Below are 16673 nucleotides of genomic sequence, written 5' to 3'. Positions count from 1 at the left end.
TGATTTGTATAAAATGGATATAAGGGATTGCTGTATATTTGAAGATACTGTCCCTTCATCAAGTTATCAGTTGGTAATGCGTTACGCTTTTTGATTGTACCCACCGATACACCGTACTTATCCGAGATACTTTTAAGTGTTTCATTATTTTGAACGACATGCTCTCCTTTTGGTGTATACGTTTTATACTCGACTTGGTATTGTGCAAAATATTTTTCTGTGGTAGATCTCACCTGAACTGTCTCTGCTCCGTATCCAGAATTAATGAACTGATTTCCCCCCAGATAGATCCCAGCGGTCACGGCTTTTGAACTTCCCTTTTCCAGAAAAAATATAATATCTCCAACCTTAGGCGTATTTGTATCCATTCCTTGCTTATAATAGCCTTCAACTGACAAACGGTCGATTGGCACCATTTGTCGGGTGAGTACCCAATGAATCAATCCGCTAGAATCAAACCCTTTGATAGGTGTCTCTCCACCAGCCGTTTTTTTAAATCCTGTAAAAGATTTCGCATAATTCCCAATTTGTTTCCCTCTCTCTGACCACTGATAGTTCGAAGGAGTATAAGCAGTCTGAATGGTTAACTTCTGGCCAATATATAACTTATCATCCGGTAAACCATTCATATTCATTAATTGCTCCGTCGATATATCATAGATCGCTGCAATCGATTCTACCGTTTCTTGAGAGGATACAGTATGCACTCGATCTGCCGCTTCAACTTTTAAGCCAAATAAAAAAGAGAAACTAACCATGCCTAGTAATAAAATCAACATACTACCTAATATTCTTTTCGCCATTTAACCCTTCCTTTATCAACAGATTTTGTTTCTTCCTAAAATATCAACTTTATAACTTTATCATAAAAATACTATTAATTGGATTTACTTCCACTTTTATTATCGAACTAAATATAATTTATATAAACGGAAGGAAATGGGAGATACCCGGACATATTTAAAAGTTGTAGAGAGATATTAAGCGATCTAGATCGTAATCGAATTATCCGTTTGGCCTTATTTATCGCCGCACACTCAAAAAGAGTTTAAAAGTATCCTTAATAGACATTGTATCGTTTCATCTTCCAAGGAAATGTTTTTAGCATTCCGGGGATTTTTTCATTATATACAAAAAAAAGGAGCCCTCCAGTAGAGTTGAGTAATCTAACACCACTCATCTTACGGAAGAAGCTCTATATTACATGTAAATATCCAACAAACGAATTTGACTGTTTAAAAGAACCAGACTTGCCCTTATTATACTGCCGTATAACCGCCGTCTACAATAAGGCTTGTGCCTGTAACAAATGATGCATCGTCACTTGCAAGGAAGAGAACAGCTTTCGCCACTTCTTCGGCTCTGCCTAAACGGCCGATGGGATGTAAGTCGATCAAACCTTGTCTGATCTCACCTTGTGCTTCCGCAATAAGTGGTGTATCAATATATCCTGGGCAAACTGCATTGACACGAATGCCATCTTTGGCATAAGTCGAGCCTAACGTTTGTGTCAATAGTTTGACCCCGCCTTTCGCAGCAGAATAGGCTGTTACCCCCGGTTTCCCTGCATGGCTATGGATGGAACCTGTATTGACAATGGCGCCGCCTGTAGATTGTTTTCGCATTTGCTCTATCGCATATTTATCGGATAGGAAGACACCTGATAAATTAATATCAATTGTTTTTTGCCATTGTTCATAGCTTAACTCATGGATGTTTCCGTCTCTTGCAATCCCTGCGTTTGCGAACATGATATCCAGTTTTCCATATTTATTAACCGTCTCTTCGATCATACTCTTTACGTCATTTTCATTTGTCACGTCAGTTTTAACAAAAAGAGTATCATACCCTTTTCCATTTAACTCTTCTGACACAGCTTGTCCATGATCAGCAAAATCGGCAATGACCACCTTTGCTCCTTCTTCTGCAAATAATTGAGCCGTACTTGCTCCAATCCCGCTTGCTCCCCCAGTTACGATCGCCACTTTATTTTCCAATCTCATAATTAAACACTCCTTATTTTTTTAGTTTTTACTATCCGTTAGAAAGGATTTTAGCGAGCGGTCGCTCCGCCATCTATTACAAATTCAGTACCCGTAGTATAGGAAGATTCGTCCGAGGCAATGAAAAGCACTGTATTCGCCACATTGTTGACGCTGCCCAGATGTCCCAACGGAAATTCTTTACCCAATTCATCTTTTGAACTGCCCGTTTGTTCAGATGCATAGTCAGCCATCCCGGTATCGATATATCCTGGATGAATCGAGTTTACACGGACCCCTTTTGAAGCATACTCGATAGCAGCATCTTTAGTCATTGTCCGGACCGCTCCCTTGCTTGCACCGTATAATACATGACCAGGGGCGCCAATTAAGCCTGCTATGGAAGAAGCGTTTATGACTGAACCTTTATTTTGTAGCGCCATCAGTGGCATAATATGCTTCATTCCCAAGAATACGCCGGTCACGTTAATCGACATGAGACGATTCCATTCCTCCAATTCAATCTCCGCAACCGGTTTAATGATATAAATACCCGCATTGTTGAACAGAACATCCACCTTATCAAAAGTATCGATCGTTTCCTTTGCAACCTTTTTCCAATCTTCTTCATTGCTGACATCATGACGAATGAATAGGGCCTCTCCGCCGATTGCCTGAATGTCTTTCACAGCTTGATCACCGGATTCCTGATTTATGTCAGTGATGACGATTTTTGCTCCCTCCCTGGCAAATAGCAAAGCTGTTTCTTTCCCGATTCCTGTACCTCCGCCAGTAATGATTGCCACTTTGTTTTCAAGTCTCATGATTGCACCAGATCTCCTTTTCTTATTTTTCTGATACTGAAATCCTCATCCCTAGAGGTTCTCACTAGACTAGTATTCCTATACAAGCAATTAAAGCTGAATTAAGCAATTGTCCATCCCTTTAAATGGAATGCCGCTAAAAAAAGCTTCATTGTCTGTCTATGCCTTTATTTTACTCCTCGTAATTTGAAATACTATCCTATAATATGCTGTATAATAATAGGGTAAGTATCCCCCTTATATAGGGGTAATTTGTTTAAAGAGAAGAGACCCGTATGATCCAGCCCTCACATGCTTATGAAGAAATATCGTTTCAGCAATTCATATTATTCATAAAAAGCCAAAACAAACAAATTGAAGAAAATATCAATATTTATTTGAATCTTGAGCCCCTTATATTAGAAAATGAACGTAAGGTGATACAAACATTACTTGAATCATTCCTACTATTTTTATCCGCTCCAAAAATCGAAGACATAAATGAAACATACGATAAGCATCTGGAAACTTGGCTTCAATCACATCTACCCATTTTAAATGTGAAACATTTCAGCATGTTCCGATTAATCTTTGAAAAGTCCATCGTTACCTTAATGGCCAACCTGAAACAGGCCCAAACCATTTCCATTCTACTTTTCTTATTATCCATTTTCTCTCATCTCATCCATAGCTATAACAAATGGATGGATGTCGAACCATCGCAACTTTCAAAAACCCACGAAGAAAATGCTGAACTGAAAAGGCTGAAATTATTAGACCAGTTAGATGAGCTTCTAATTAACTCATCAGGAATTAAGGACTTTGCTCATATCCTAAAAAAATGTGAAGAGTTCTTTCACTATAAAAGATGTGTTTTTTATGCTTATATTCCTTGGTCCAATCAATTTTATGGCACCATTGGAGAGGAGCTCCCCAAGGTTCAAAGCATGAGAGGGCAACTCAGCTTGAAGCAATCCTTTGTTTTCAATTCAAAAAAGCCTGTTTTTTTAAAGAATCCCGATCATTATATTAAAAAGGAACATATAACGTTGTTTAATCTTTCATCTGTCATATTTGTACCGATTGTTCATGACCAGCAAGTGTTCGGCTGGCTGACCTTTGATCAATTAGGAGAGGAATTCGATTATTCAAAAGATGAACTAACTTTACTTGAACAGGTCGGAAAACGATTAGGCTTATATTTATCAAGAAAGGATGATGAGGTATCCATTGATACAGATCTACAATTAACGGAACGGGAATCCATGATTTTAAATTTGCTAGCGGAGGGGCATAACAATAAAATGATGGCCGAATTATTGCAATTAAGCGAGCATACTATAAGGGATTATATAAGCAGTTTAATGACAAAGTTTAAAGCCAAGAACCGTACACAGGTCGTAGTCTATGGATTTCGCTTAGGTCTATTAAAGTAAAATCGAGTTTCCTTTAATCGTTATGTAAGTCAAAATAAATCCTTACATAGTTAGTTGTTGGATATACATTTACAGTAGCTGCCATATCATAATCATTGGAAACGGATTTGAAGAAAGATTCTGTCATGGCAGCCAACGATTCACTAATGAAGGAAGGAATCAATTCATGTACTCATATTTATAATCGCCTGTTATTTTAATCGTTACATCCACCTGAATATTACGGATGGATTCTTCATTAAGACTAAAACCCTCTTTGGAAACTTCTTTCCATTTTTTCAAATCCTTTCTGTAGATAACTCCTTCTAAATTATAAATGTCTATATTTTTTTTTAGAGCATATTTGTAAGTATCCCTAATTTCTTTCTCCAATGCCCGTTGTATTTTTTCTTTAAGGTGGGGAAAGGAGATGTTTTCTTCCATATCCATTACGGCACCTTTTACTTCAATTGAAATATCAAATTCGACTTCATCATTTACATAGATTGGCTTTATATTGAATTTGGGCCTCATTAGCGATAATTGAATATTCTTGTTGTTGTTGAGTTTTATTCTAATTGGGGACCTTACCGTTGATTTTGTCAACCACCTCATCCCCCCAAGATGTTTATTTTCTATCTCCCCCATCAGTTTATTATTTTTAATAAGGTAGGCCCCTGATAGTTTTACGGTATTCTGGGATTTTTCTTTTGCTTTCCACACCTCATTTTTTAACGAAATCTTCGGTAGTTTTATTGTCATTCCTGTTTCATAATTTTGCGTGTAAAATCTTTGGATCCGTATGGGTTCGACAAAGGATCTTAATTTATAAATATCATCCGGATTGAAAATGCTTGTTTGCACTGAAGAGCCGAATAGACTATTGACAAAAAGGATCTTTTCTAAGGAATCATCGGTACCATATAACCAAGCTGTTTCCCTAATTTGCTGAAATCTTAAAATGGGATCGTTTACGTTGACCAATCCATGTTTTAGTAAGCTTTCAGAGAAAATGATCAATTTAACATGAGCCCAATAAATATACTGGTTTGACCTTTTATAAATGTCATTCATGGCCTCGTTCATTGTTTCCCCTCGCCCTCTGGCGACCCAAACAGTTGTTGGTTTTGGTTCCAAGCCTTCTTGTTTAGCAACACCGGCAAAAGACGTCACTTGCACATAAATGACATACTGACCATTTTGATAATCTATTCCCATTGCACTTATATATTGAATATCTTGAATATCCTTGGTATCCCAGCAGCCACTTAAAAGAGCGAGGCTCAATACAAATAGTATAATTCTAAGGATCACTTTCATTAGCGATTTCCTTTTGTATTGTCCTTGGTATTCAGCGTCTCGGCTCGTTTCTTTTTAAAGAGATATGGTTTCACAAAGACACCGCCCCCTAGATCTTTCCAGGATATTGGTGAAATAGGCGCTAAGTAGGGTAAACCATAAACCTGCAGCCTTGATAAATAAAGGACAATAGAGAAAACACCGAGAAAAAATCCGAATAAGCCTAAAATAGAAGAGAGAAATAATACATAAAACCTGGCCATGCTTACAATTCCACCTAATGATTGATTGATTAATGTATAGGTGGCTACCGCAGTAGTTCCTGCAACCACCAACATCGTCGGGGATGTAATCCCGCCTCTAATTGCCGCATCACCAATGATTAATCCACCCACAACAGCCAGTGATTGACCGATTGCTTTTGGGAGTGTGACCCCTGCCTCCCGAAACAGCTCAAATAAACCCAAAATCAAGAAAGCCTCTTGTTGAGGTGATATAGGCAATCCAAATCTAGATACGGTTATCGTCGCCAAAAATGAGAAGGGGAGCTGGTCTAATTGAAATGATACTAATGCTATATAAAAACCTGGCAGAAATATTGATACTACCAGTCCGATAATGCGAAAGAAATATTCGAAATTTGTATAGTAAGAAGGAGTATGACGATCTTCCGCGGCTTTTAACAAGAGTGTAATATTACCTGGCCCAATTAAGGCAGTTGGTGACCCATCCACTAAAATGACAAAGCGCCCATTGTTTAAACTGGCTACAGCATAATCCGGCCTCCCTGTATAATCAAAAAACGGGATCAGGTTGAACTTACTGCCTGATAAAAATTCTTCAAGTTCAGCAGTTCCCAACAAGATATCTGTGTTTATTGAGGAGATTTTCCTTTTTACTTTTTCAATGGTTTCTGGATTTACAACATCCTTCACATATAATAAATTGATTTTTGTCTTGCTCCTATTCCCAATCGTAAATGCTTGATTTTCGAGTGATGCAGTTTTATATCTTTTTCTGATCAACCCTAAATTAACAGAGATATCTTCGATGAATCCATCACGTGGACCTCGGATGGAAGTTTCACTACTTGTTTCCTCGGGGCTTCGATTCGGGATGCTTGGTAGGGAAAACATAAATAATAATTCCAATTCTTCAAATAGCATCAGGACCATCCCGGAAAATACGTTTTCCTCCACATTTTCTTTTAAAGTGGAGGAAGGGAAAACCCTAGTAACTTTATATTCTTCTTGCGGATCCTCTATACCCTCTTCTTCCTTCAGTTTAGAATTTATGAATGCACTATCAAGCCGCGCTACTGATTCCCACAATTTTTTGACATCGACCAACACCTCTGAATAAATCAAAGTGCAATTAAGGGGCGGATCTGTTTTCCCTTCAGATGTAATGGTATGCTTTTTGAATTTTACATCCGAGCTCATTCCGAGTAATTCAATGAAATATTCCGTCTTCAGTTGGATCTCCGAAGAACTCCCCTTATTTGCCTTGTTCAATAGAGGCTTCATTCTTTTTCACCCTTTCTTTTACAAAAATGACCATGTTAATGAAAAAAGTTATTACCAAAATGCTAATCACACTCAATTTAAAATAATATCTTTCCGTAAAATCCCTGTATGCTGGAATGTCGATTGGTATACAAAGCGCAATGATTAAGGAGACTGTTATAGCAAGCAATACAATATTTTTTATTTTCTTTGATTTAATTTGAAACAGTTCCCCCATTAAGAATATCGATAACGATACACGGATAAATGCACCAGAAAGCCATTGGTATATTGATAAAAAATCCAGCCGGTTCAAATACTTACCCATGGTTAGTAACCGCCATTGAGCGTATGCAGGATTGCTGATTTTTGCAGCTTGTACCGGACCAAACTCTGTAATGGAGCCTATTATGGGTCCCATACAGATAAACAAAAGAAATAAACTTAAAAAAAGTAAACTCCTGAACTTTATTTCTGTCTTTATAAACTGTTGAATCAAAACGAGTAGAAATATCTCTGTAAAACCTCCACCTAGTATTACGACCCCGTCCCAAACAGGTGTAATCCCATTTTCAAAAATAGGAAAAAGCAAGGAGTAATCCTTAAACTGTATATTCGCCGTCATTATCATAAATCCAAGTGACACAACAAGGGGTAAAATCAGTCCCCCGGCAATCGCTATTGTTTTAATTCCAGCCTCGGCAGCAATAAAACATAGGATGATGAAAGGTATAAATAATATATATTCTGGCGTTTGAATCATATAAGTACTGTTTACCCAGGAAAATGTGCTAAATAAAGTGACAAACAAGTTTAATAAAATATAGAAGAAAAGAAGGATTTTTATGGACCAGGCGGCGAGCGGGTGACTGTGAGTATGAAGCCAGCCAATGATATGCTGTTGCTTTGTTTTATTTATGATCCTATAAACCATGGGAAGCCATATTAGAAAAAGCATCCCGGCGATTAAATTACTGATCCATGAATCTCTTCCGGATGCTCCAAGCAATGAAGGCAAAACGATAACATGGTTCATCAATCCAGTGGATAGAATCAGCACCATTGTCGCTTGAAAAGTTGATATACTTTTTATCATGTGACACGTCCCCTCTCTTTTAATATGAGGAGGCATTTTTGTTTTTATTCATATGGTGCATCATTTCTTTAATCAACAGATAGGTATTTGAACGTCCTCTACCGTCAATAAGCTCCGCTGGATCAATTGCCATTTATCATCGACTTTGCGGTAAATAATTCAGTGATATTTTTTGTTTACAAATCAATTAGGCTTTAACGATTTTCCCGGTGCATTCAGAAGAATGTCCCAACCTTCAAACCATTATTCAATTTCATATGCCGCTTTCAATAAAGATCCTATTAGCTATATCCAGTACACTTAGTGATGCACTTGCAATACCATCAGGCATGGGTGTGAACGGATTCGCACAGAGCCCATTATGCCTTGTACCTGGTACACCGCCCTATCTATGATATTCTCATTCAATATTTAAGGTCTTTTACACAAATCGGAAAAATATTGTACGATTTAATCGTACGCCAAACAGGCACCAGCTGTTTTTTAGCTGGTGCCTGCTGGCGTTTATTCCCTTCCCAGTTTGAATGATACTTTTAAGATGTTAGTTTTGTAGGTTCTTCATTGATCGTTTTTTCTATACGGCTGCTTCTTGCCTGATCCTCTTTTATCCATTTAATGAGCGATATCGATGCCATCGCCATTATTAAGATGAGTGGAACGGAAGTAATGACCACTACTGATTGAAGAGCATGCAGTCCTCCACCGAACATCATGGAAAACGCTACGAGCTCTATGACCAATGCCCAAAATATTTTATGCCATCCGGCTGGTTCTTGATCTAATGACAACTTTTTTGATGCAGCGCTTGCTAATGTGAATGATGAAGAGTCCAGTGTTGCAGAAAGAAAAATAAGGGTGATAATCATAATCGCAAACAAGGCTATACTGCCACCGGGAAGCCCCTGGTAAATGGCAGCGATGGCTGCTTCCCCACCTTTATTCTCTAAAATGTCAATGACAGGAACAAGTTTATTAAGTTCAAAGTAAAGACCTGTATTACCCATGATGGAAAACGCCGCCCAACACCCTACTGTTCCTCCAATACATTCAGCAAAAATGACTTGTCTTATCGTTCTTCCTTTCGAGATCTTTGCTACAAATATGCCCATATAAGGAGCACAAGCAAACCACCAGGCCCAGTAAAATATCGTCCAAGCTTCCGGAAAGCCAGAATTGGCAACAGAGTCGGTGTAGAAGCTCATACGAAAGAAGTTCTGTAACAAAACCCCAACGCTATCCGTAAATCTGGATATTATAAACAAAGTTGGACCAGCTAAAAGAACGAATGCAGAAAGTGCCAAAAAAAGGTACGTATTGATGTTTGCTAATCTTTTCAGACCCTTTTTCAGACCAAAATACGTGCTAACACAGAATATCAATGTCAAGGCTACTATTAGCGTCATATCTAACATAAAGCTTCGAGGTATATGAAATAATTCAGAAATTCCTTCAGAAATCATCGGAAGCCCCAAGCCTAAAGCCGCCCCTATTCCTCCAACCAACCCAACCATGAAAAAAACGTCAATCGCTTTACCTAACCAGCTATTTGCTCCCTTTTTGAGAACGCCTTCACATGCTGAACTCAATTTCACACTCGGATTTTTCCTCACATATAAGTTATAGGCAATCGGCAAAGCAGGTAGACAATATAATACCCATGCGCTAAAGCCCCAATGAAATAATCCATACGTAGATGCCCAATCTGCCGCGGCAGCAGTTTTTGGTTCGGCCCCAAATGGCGGAGCAGTGTAATAATACGCCCATTCAATCGCGCTCCAGTATGTGATACTTGCACCAATTCCCGCCGTAAATAACATAGCTAACCAACTGAATGTCGAAAATTCCGGCTTGGTATCAGGCGCACCAAATTTTATCTTTCCATATTTACTGAATGCCAGCCAAATCAAGAAACCTAAAGCCGCCACCACAGCCCATAAATATAATGAACTCAAACTCTCGGCAATTAAATGATGAAGATCTCCGAGAATTGCAGTCCCTTGTTCAGGATTTAATAGGACAGGAATTGATAAAGCGGCAAGAATAGCTAGAGCCGGCCAAAAGATTGCTTTATCAACATTTGATCGTTTCATAATAAAAGAACCCCTCTTTCATGTTTGATACTATGAAAACTTTCACTTTCAGCTCCAGCTTTTATATTATTCACCTAACGGTTAATCAACGTATAAAACGCTTTCATTTTATCAAACCATAGGTCATTTTTAGATTACAGACTAGCTTTGCATCGCCTTTGTGACTAATTGATGAAAATGTTTCAAACCGTGCTCGGTAGGAGAATATACTCCTCTTCCACAAGCCCTGGAATGTAATCCACTTTGTAATAACTCAACTAATTCGAAGTCTTCTTCCCGCACTTGATCGACAAATTTAATTAAATCTTCCTCGTCTTCAGTCAAGTTTTCATCAGCAAAATAATAACGGTAAATTGCCAATGAACTTTTTTCGTCAACAGGGATGATATGGCTCGTCGTCATATTTCCAGTACCTGGGTATATACTGATCATGGTGTTCGGCCAAACCCAGTAAAAACGTGCACCGGGACCTTCTTCTTCATCACTAGCTGTTGTACATTGATAGGAAAAATTATCACAAGGAGTAATATTATATTTAGTTAAATCGAAGGCCTTCGAGAAGCTAGGATGTGCAATTTGACAATGATCACATTCCAAATAATTGTCAATGATTGATTTCCAGTTAGCTTGAACAATTCGACGGTTTTCCCTGACCTTTTTTAAGGAACTAAGAAATGTATATTCATTTATGTTATTTAAAAAAGATTGATAATCTGTTTCGAAGGCTGGTGCATCCTGATTTAGATTTACAAATATCATCGACTGATGGACTTCTAAACGAATGGGAGTCATGCAGCTAGGTTTTTCGATATCATTTGTTTTGAAATTTGGAGTCCTGTTCACCTTACCATCTAAATGGAATGTCCATCCATGATAAATACACTGGAGAATTTTTTTATTGCCCTGATCTGTACGCTCGACTATCGCACCACGGTGAGGGCAAATATTATAAAAAGCATGCAACTCGTCGTCCTTGCCCCGTGTTACGATTATCGGCTCCCCGACCAAATCAAATGTAAAGAAGTCTCCAACCTTCTCTACCTGGCTTGTATGACCAATCATGATCCAATTTTTATAGAAAATATTTTCCCTTTCCTCCTTCATGACTTCAGGATCCACATACTTCTTATAAGGTAGTGTATAGTCCAGCCCTTTCATTTCTTCTTTTGTCGACATAATGGCAGTTCCTCCTTTTATTATCCATAAAAATAAAGACTTGCCCTGAATAAGGATACAGGTATTCCTTTTAAACCTCCTCTGCCGATTGGCTTCATATTTCCTTATTTCTGCAGCATGCTTTACTTAACACTTATGCAAGGATAATGCCATTTCGACAGCCCCCTATTATTACCGATATTTTACTATTCCCCCTTCTTTAATGTATAAATATGATTTATAATTGACTCAATTTAACCACAATTGACTCATCCCAGTTATTATAGACTCATTTGAGATGAAGGGAGCAAACTCATGCAAAACTTAATGAGTAATGAAGGTAAAATTGAAATGAGTACGGAGATATTGAAAAAAATTTTAGATCATTCACCTAATGAGATATATGTTCTTAACAAAGATGCCTGCATAATTTATGCAAATAAAGCGTATGAAAGGCATTATGGAAAACAGTTAAGCGAAATAATCGGAAAACATAATAATGAAATTTTCTCCAAAGGATATTGGAAACCGAGTATTTTACCCTTTGTTTTGAAAGAAAAGAAATCGGTTACAATCAAGCAAGTTTCATATATTGGAAAGGAAATGATCACAACAGCTATTCCTTTACTCAACGATGAGCAAGAAATTGAACTTATTATTACAACAGCACAAGAACCAAACTATAAAGGGTTATACATTCCGGACGAACACGAACCAGAAAAACTAAGTGAAAAGAATTCTTTAAAAGAAAGCGTAATTACGAACAACGAACAGATGAACAATGTAATGGAGGTCTGCGATAAGATTTCTATGGTTGATGCGACCATTTTGATTCAAGGGGAGTCTGGTACAGGGAAAGGCGTGTTGGCTAAATACATTCATGATAGAGGACTACGAAAGAACTCGCCTTTCTTATCCATTAACTGTGCTACCATACCGGAGCAATTAATAGAATCAGAACTTTTCGGATACACCGATGGTTCTTTTACTGGGGCAAGCAAAGGCGGAAAAAAGGGTCTACTTGAAATGGCAAACGGCGGTACCGTATTTTTGGATGAAATAGGGGAAATCCCGATTAATATTCAGGCTAAGCTTTTACAGGTTATTCAAGACCTTGAATTTCTTCCTGTCGGGGGCAGAGAACTAAAGAAAGTGGATATTCGTATTATTTCTGCTACCAATCGAGACTTATTTGAGATGGTGCAGAAAAAAAGATTTAGAGAAGATTTATATTATCGGCTTAATGTAGTTCATTTACAATTACCGCCATTAAGGGAAAGAAAAGAAGATATCATTCCGCTATCTTATTATTTTCTTTCAGTATTCAATAAAAAGTATCAAGTTAATCGGATTATATCGAAGGAAGTACTCGATATTTTTTATGAATATCCGTGGGCCGGAAATATAAGACAATTAGAAAATTTAATAGAAAGCTTGGTTGTAACGAGTGATGCTATCATTCAAGTATCTGATTTACCGAGAATGCTTCAACAAAAAATTGCTCAAGAAACACCAAGTCAAAAAACACCACATAGTCCAAACAGCACCGTCCAGAACAGAACAAGTCAAATGCTACAAGATTATTCATTGGATAAAGCGTTAGAAGAACTTGAAAAAAACCTTATTGTCACCTCATATACAAAATTCAGGAGTACAAGGAAGGTCGCTCATCAATTATCCATTAGCCAATCAAAAGCATCACGGTTAGTGCGGAAATACTGTAAAGATTTAGACCTTTATAATTGATTCATTAAAAAATAGCCAATCAAAACTGGTCATCGGGTTGGATATAAAAACGATGCTATGTCCTTTCTTACTTTTCGGCAGTGCTGCATCTGGTCTTTTTTGGACGTTGCCCATAAATCTTCTAGCATCCTCATCATCGGTGCACAGTATACGGATTTTAGCAATGGATAAATAAATCAAGATATTTGTTTCATACATGATTTACAAACAAGATTTGTAAAACAATAATAAAAGAGATCGCTTATTGTGGTCTCCTTCAGTTTGTAGGCAAAGGGGTTCTTAAAGTTAATTCAAAATTGATTGGAACAGATGTGCCTGACTCCTGCTTAGAAGCGAGTCCAGAGTGGACCCGCAGGCGCAAAGGAGCCTTGGAGGCTCCCGGACCGCCGCGGAAAGCAAGTGCATGGAGGCAAAAAGACCGAAATTGGAATTCTGTCTTAAAATCCTATTTAGCAAACATAAGGTTTACAAAAATGAACACGAAGGTATTTCAACTCGTTTTTATTCGGATAACATTAGTCGTTTTGCTTATCATTTTTCACTGTTTTCCCAGATAAAAACCATCCGCCTAGAGCAATAAGAAGCATGACTGACCAAAAGATGATATTCCAAATCGGTCCTTCAACAAAATCGTGTGGGATAATGTGCACGGCTGGATGCGCAAGGGTATGCATTAATAACTTAACCCCTACCCAACCAACGATTAACATGGCTGCTGTTTCGAGGCTAGGTCGCTCCGTCAGTACCTTAACAAAGTATCCTGCTGCAAACCGGATGACAATTAAACCCGCAATCGCCCCTACTAAAATAACAATGAACTTGGCCCCATCCATACCTCCTATATCACCCATTGGTGTATCTGGCAAGGCAATGACAAGGGCGACTGCAGCTAAAATGGAATCGATAGCAAAAGCAATATCAGCCAAAGCAATTTGCGCAACGGTCATACGGTAGCTCTTCCCTTTTCCCTCTTTCTCCCCGTGGTCCTTTTTTAGTAAATGTTTTAATGAGATGAAAATCAAATATGCAGCCCCAATTGCTTGAACTTGCCAGACATGGAAAAGGTACGAAATAATAAAGATTGCACCAATCCTAAATATAAAAGCCAAAAGCAGCCCAATATTAATCGCTTTTTTTTGCTGTTCTTTTGGTAAATGCTTTGACATAATGGCTAAAACCAATGCATTATCGGCAGATAATAAGCCTTCTAAAAAAATTAGAATAATTAACACCCAGCCATATTCCAATAATAACGATAATTCCATGATACCCCCCTAAAAGCATGTATAAGAATGCGTATGGACTTCAAACCAAGCAATGTTTTCTCCTCAAATATTGTCCCATCTTATTTACTTCCTTATTCAACCCTTCCGTTCCATTAACTCAATTTTGAATAGGTGGCGACTCCCCTATTGAAAGCAGGCAGCCGTTAGCTCTATAATCTTAGTCTTTGCCCCTTGATATAATCTGGAATTCCAGTCTGGTTTTTTTCAAATTCATCACCTTAAGATTCTTTTTACAATCCTATCCATTCCGGCAGATAAACTTATTGTTAAGATTAAGAATTCTCACCTTTCATAACAAACATAATTAAAAAGCGTTAAACATCATCGTGCTTAAATGATTTAGTTACAACATTAATCCCTGAATAAACGAATAAAATTAAGCCTCAACCCAAATAATAGGTAGACTAATCAGCAGGGAGGGATATATGTGGATGTTAAGCGTGTAAAACAGATACTTTCTTCTTCATCCGACATTGAGGTGAGATATAATGGCACCTCAGTATGGATTGATAATTTAAATGAAGATGGAAGAACGGCTACTTTACATTTGAGAGGACCATTAGAGGAAAGATCAGAAGTAGCAATTGACGAACTTAATGAAATATAGGGAATATATTTAAAAATAAGCTCCTCTCGTCATGAGAAGAGCCTTTACTTATTTCAACCTTAATTTTTGACCGATACAAATTTTGTCGGGGTCTTTAATTCCGTTAAGACTAACAAGAGATTTTACCGTTGTATTATGTTTTTTTGCAATGAAGCTAAGTGTGTCGCCTTTTGTTACTGTATAAGTTGTGGTTGTTTCGGCTTCCCATGCACGGATGTTGTGTGTCCTAAAAGTATTTATTGTATTTGTAAAATCCCTATAGGCTATATTCAAGTCCACCTTTGTACTGATGCCGCTTATTTTACCCGAATCAGAATGCTGCCAAATATCTGCGCTACGTCCCAACGTGCTGTTGTATCTCGCAATCCACAAAGCGTAATTCGTCAACCTTGATTCATCTAAACTATTTTCAAGAAAATATTTACCGGTATACAGCATAGCCATGTATCCAGCTTCTTCAATAGCTTCTAAGAAAGCTATTGCTGCATCGGTCAGCGTTTTTTTCTTTGCCTTTTTTTTATTTTCCTCAAGATCCAGTACAACAGGGTAATTTAAAGCAAAAGATCTGATTGAATCTAAAAAATAAGCTGCCTCAGCCTTTGCTTCTGCAACAGTTGCAAACTTTGCATAGTGATATGCCCCGACTTTCAATCCCGCTGCCAATGCTTGTGGTGCGTTTTCTTTGAAATAAGATAACTTAGAATAACTCGTTCCCTCTGTTGCTTTAATAAACACGAACTTCACGTCTGCCTTTGCAACTTCCTCCCAACGGATGGCACCTTGCCAATGTGAAACATCGATTCCCTTTATATATTCCATATTAATGTCCTCCTTACGGAACAACCCTATGGCGGTAAATGTTTATTGAATTTAACTAAGCCCTTATAAACACAGGAAAAATGCCGTCCTATTGCCCACCTTATAATAAGGTATTTGATGGAGTTAAACCAATAATTAATCTTTTGGGAATGAAAGGAAAAAAATAGCTGTTTCCTTTTGTTTTCAAAGATGAATTTATGCTATACTGATTTTATTAATATCAGAAGGGATGATGGGTGGCCGATGATTAACTAATCTTATTTTTTTAAATTTGAAATCGCATATTTCAAATCAAACGAAATAGGATTAGTCTGCCCATTTTCTATAAATTACAGAGCTATACTCAAAATAGCTCTTATTTGACAATGCACAGGTACGGCTAATCCTTCCATATGAATTGGGAGGATTTTTTTATCCTCCCATTAAGGAGAGGGATGAATTATATGAAAGAATTATTAAAATTAACCAATATTAGCTATGAAGTAATGGACGTAAACATTTTTGAAAATATACATGCAAGTGTACAACAAGGGGAAATCATCGGTATCATTGGCAAAAATGGTGCCGGTAAGTCTACGTTGTTGCAATTAATTAACAATGATTTAGAGCCTGTACGCGGACAAATCCAATGGCTGCAGCAAGACTTGAAAGTTTTTATGGTTGAACAAGAAGTCGTATCGCATCCTTCCGAAGATAAGACCCCTTCCGAAGTTAAATTACTTGATAAAATGCATGTACCAGGCCATGAATTCCAACAATTAAGCGGGGGAGAAAAACTGAAAGCCCGACTTGCAAAAGGACTTTCTAAAGATGCAGACCTTTTACTATTAGATGAACCGACGAACCACCTTGATGAAGACAGTATAGAAT

The 16673-nt window shown here is 37.7% G+C and carries 15 protein-coding genes; 4 read left to right on the top strand and 11 right to left on the bottom strand.

What is annotated here, in order from left to right:
- From ACFVSH_RS15705 to ACFVSH_RS15695, 3 genes are all read right to left on the bottom strand, one after another.
- Positions 1–803: LysM peptidoglycan-binding domain-containing protein (locus ACFVSH_RS15705; protein WP_387706764.1), on the bottom strand; the 803-nt coding region annotated here is incomplete at its 3' end.
- 456 nt (positions 804–1259) lie between these two features.
- Positions 1260–2003, bottom strand: a complete 744-nt coding sequence (locus ACFVSH_RS15700) for an SDR family NAD(P)-dependent oxidoreductase (protein ID WP_387594890.1) — start codon at positions 2001–2003, stop codon at positions 1260–1262.
- Between the two features lie 50 nt (positions 2004–2053).
- Positions 2054–2806, bottom strand: a complete 753-nt coding sequence (locus ACFVSH_RS15695) for an SDR family NAD(P)-dependent oxidoreductase (RefSeq protein ID WP_387706762.1) — start codon at positions 2804–2806, stop codon at positions 2054–2056.
- A 275-nt stretch (positions 2807–3081) separates the two neighbouring features.
- Here ACFVSH_RS15695 and ACFVSH_RS15690 point away from each other — a divergent pair, with 275 nt between their 5' ends.
- Entirely contained in the window at positions 3082–4221 is a 1140-nt protein-coding gene (locus ACFVSH_RS15690) for a LuxR C-terminal-related transcriptional regulator (protein ID WP_387706760.1), read from the top strand.
- Positions 4222–4234: 13 nt separating this feature from the next.
- Here the strand turns inward: ACFVSH_RS15690 and ACFVSH_RS15685 are convergent, their stop codons facing one another.
- The 6 genes from ACFVSH_RS15685 to ACFVSH_RS15660 form a co-directional block, all read right to left on the bottom strand.
- Positions 4235–4384 carry a hypothetical protein gene (locus ACFVSH_RS15685; protein WP_387706758.1) on the bottom strand — a complete coding sequence of 50 codons (150 nt, stop codon included), beginning with the start codon at positions 4382–4384 and terminating at the stop codon, positions 4235–4237.
- Positions 4381–5520 (bottom strand): Ger(x)C family spore germination protein, encoded by a 1140-nt coding sequence (locus ACFVSH_RS15680; RefSeq protein WP_387594878.1) that lies wholly within the window; start codon positions 5518–5520, stop codon positions 4381–4383. Before ACFVSH_RS15680 ends, ACFVSH_RS15685 begins: the two co-directional genes overlap by 4 nt.
- Complete coding sequence (locus tag ACFVSH_RS15675) at positions 5520–7025, bottom strand: spore germination protein (RefSeq protein WP_387706756.1); 1506 nt, start codon at positions 7023–7025, stop codon at positions 5520–5522. Before ACFVSH_RS15675 ends, ACFVSH_RS15680 begins: the two co-directional genes overlap by 1 nt.
- Positions 6997–8100 (bottom strand): endospore germination permease, encoded by a 1104-nt coding sequence (locus ACFVSH_RS15670; RefSeq protein ID WP_387594873.1) that lies wholly within the window; start codon positions 8098–8100, stop codon positions 6997–6999. The genes ACFVSH_RS15675 and ACFVSH_RS15670 overlap by 29 nt, the downstream gene beginning before the upstream one ends.
- A gap of 533 nt (positions 8101–8633) precedes the next feature.
- Entirely contained in the window at positions 8634–10190 is a 1557-nt protein-coding gene (locus tag ACFVSH_RS15665) for a BCCT family transporter (protein ID WP_387594870.1), read from the bottom strand.
- A 141-nt stretch (positions 10191–10331) separates the two neighbouring features.
- Positions 10332–11366: an aromatic ring-hydroxylating oxygenase subunit alpha gene (locus ACFVSH_RS15660; protein ID WP_387706754.1), complete on the bottom strand. Its 1035-nt coding sequence runs from the start codon at positions 11364–11366 to the stop codon at positions 10332–10334.
- 294 nt (positions 11367–11660) lie between these two features.
- Here ACFVSH_RS15660 and ACFVSH_RS15655 point away from each other — a divergent pair, with 294 nt between their 5' ends.
- The gene (locus ACFVSH_RS15655; RefSeq protein ID WP_387594865.1) at positions 11661–13091 is read left to right on the top strand and encodes a sigma-54 interaction domain-containing protein; all 1431 of its coding nucleotides are present in this window, start codon (positions 11661–11663) and stop codon (positions 13089–13091) included.
- A 515-nt stretch (positions 13092–13606) separates the two neighbouring features.
- Here the strand turns inward: ACFVSH_RS15655 and ACFVSH_RS15650 are convergent.
- Positions 13607–14356 (bottom strand): TerC family protein, encoded by a 750-nt coding sequence (locus ACFVSH_RS15650; protein ID WP_387706752.1) that lies wholly within the window; start codon positions 14354–14356, stop codon positions 13607–13609.
- 448 nt (positions 14357–14804) lie between these two features.
- Here ACFVSH_RS15650 and ACFVSH_RS15645 point away from each other — a divergent pair, with 448 nt between their 5' ends.
- Complete coding sequence (locus ACFVSH_RS15645) at positions 14805–14984, top strand: small, acid-soluble spore protein, H family (protein WP_387706750.1); 180 nt, start codon at positions 14805–14807, stop codon at positions 14982–14984.
- 48 nt (positions 14985–15032) lie between these two features.
- Here ACFVSH_RS15645 and ACFVSH_RS15640 read toward each other — a convergent pair whose 3' ends face one another.
- A complete protein-coding gene (locus tag ACFVSH_RS15640; protein ID WP_387594859.1) occupies positions 15033–15803 on the bottom strand; it encodes a GH25 family lysozyme in 771 nt (256 codons plus the stop codon).
- A gap of 443 nt (positions 15804–16246) precedes the next feature.
- On the opposite strand from ACFVSH_RS15640, the gene ACFVSH_RS15635 reads away from it, so the two are divergent.
- Positions 16247–16673, top strand: a 427-nt coding sequence (locus ACFVSH_RS15635; RefSeq protein ID WP_387706748.1) for an ATP-binding cassette domain-containing protein, incomplete at its 3' end; no start/stop codon positions are given.

Source organism: Peribacillus sp. NPDC058002, from assembly GCF_042886655.1.
Taxonomy (GTDB): domain Bacteria; phylum Bacillota; class Bacilli; order Bacillales; family DSM-1321; genus Peribacillus; species Peribacillus aracenensis.
Note: the sequence above shows the minus strand (reverse complement) of the source record. Positions and strands in the feature narration are given on the sequence as shown.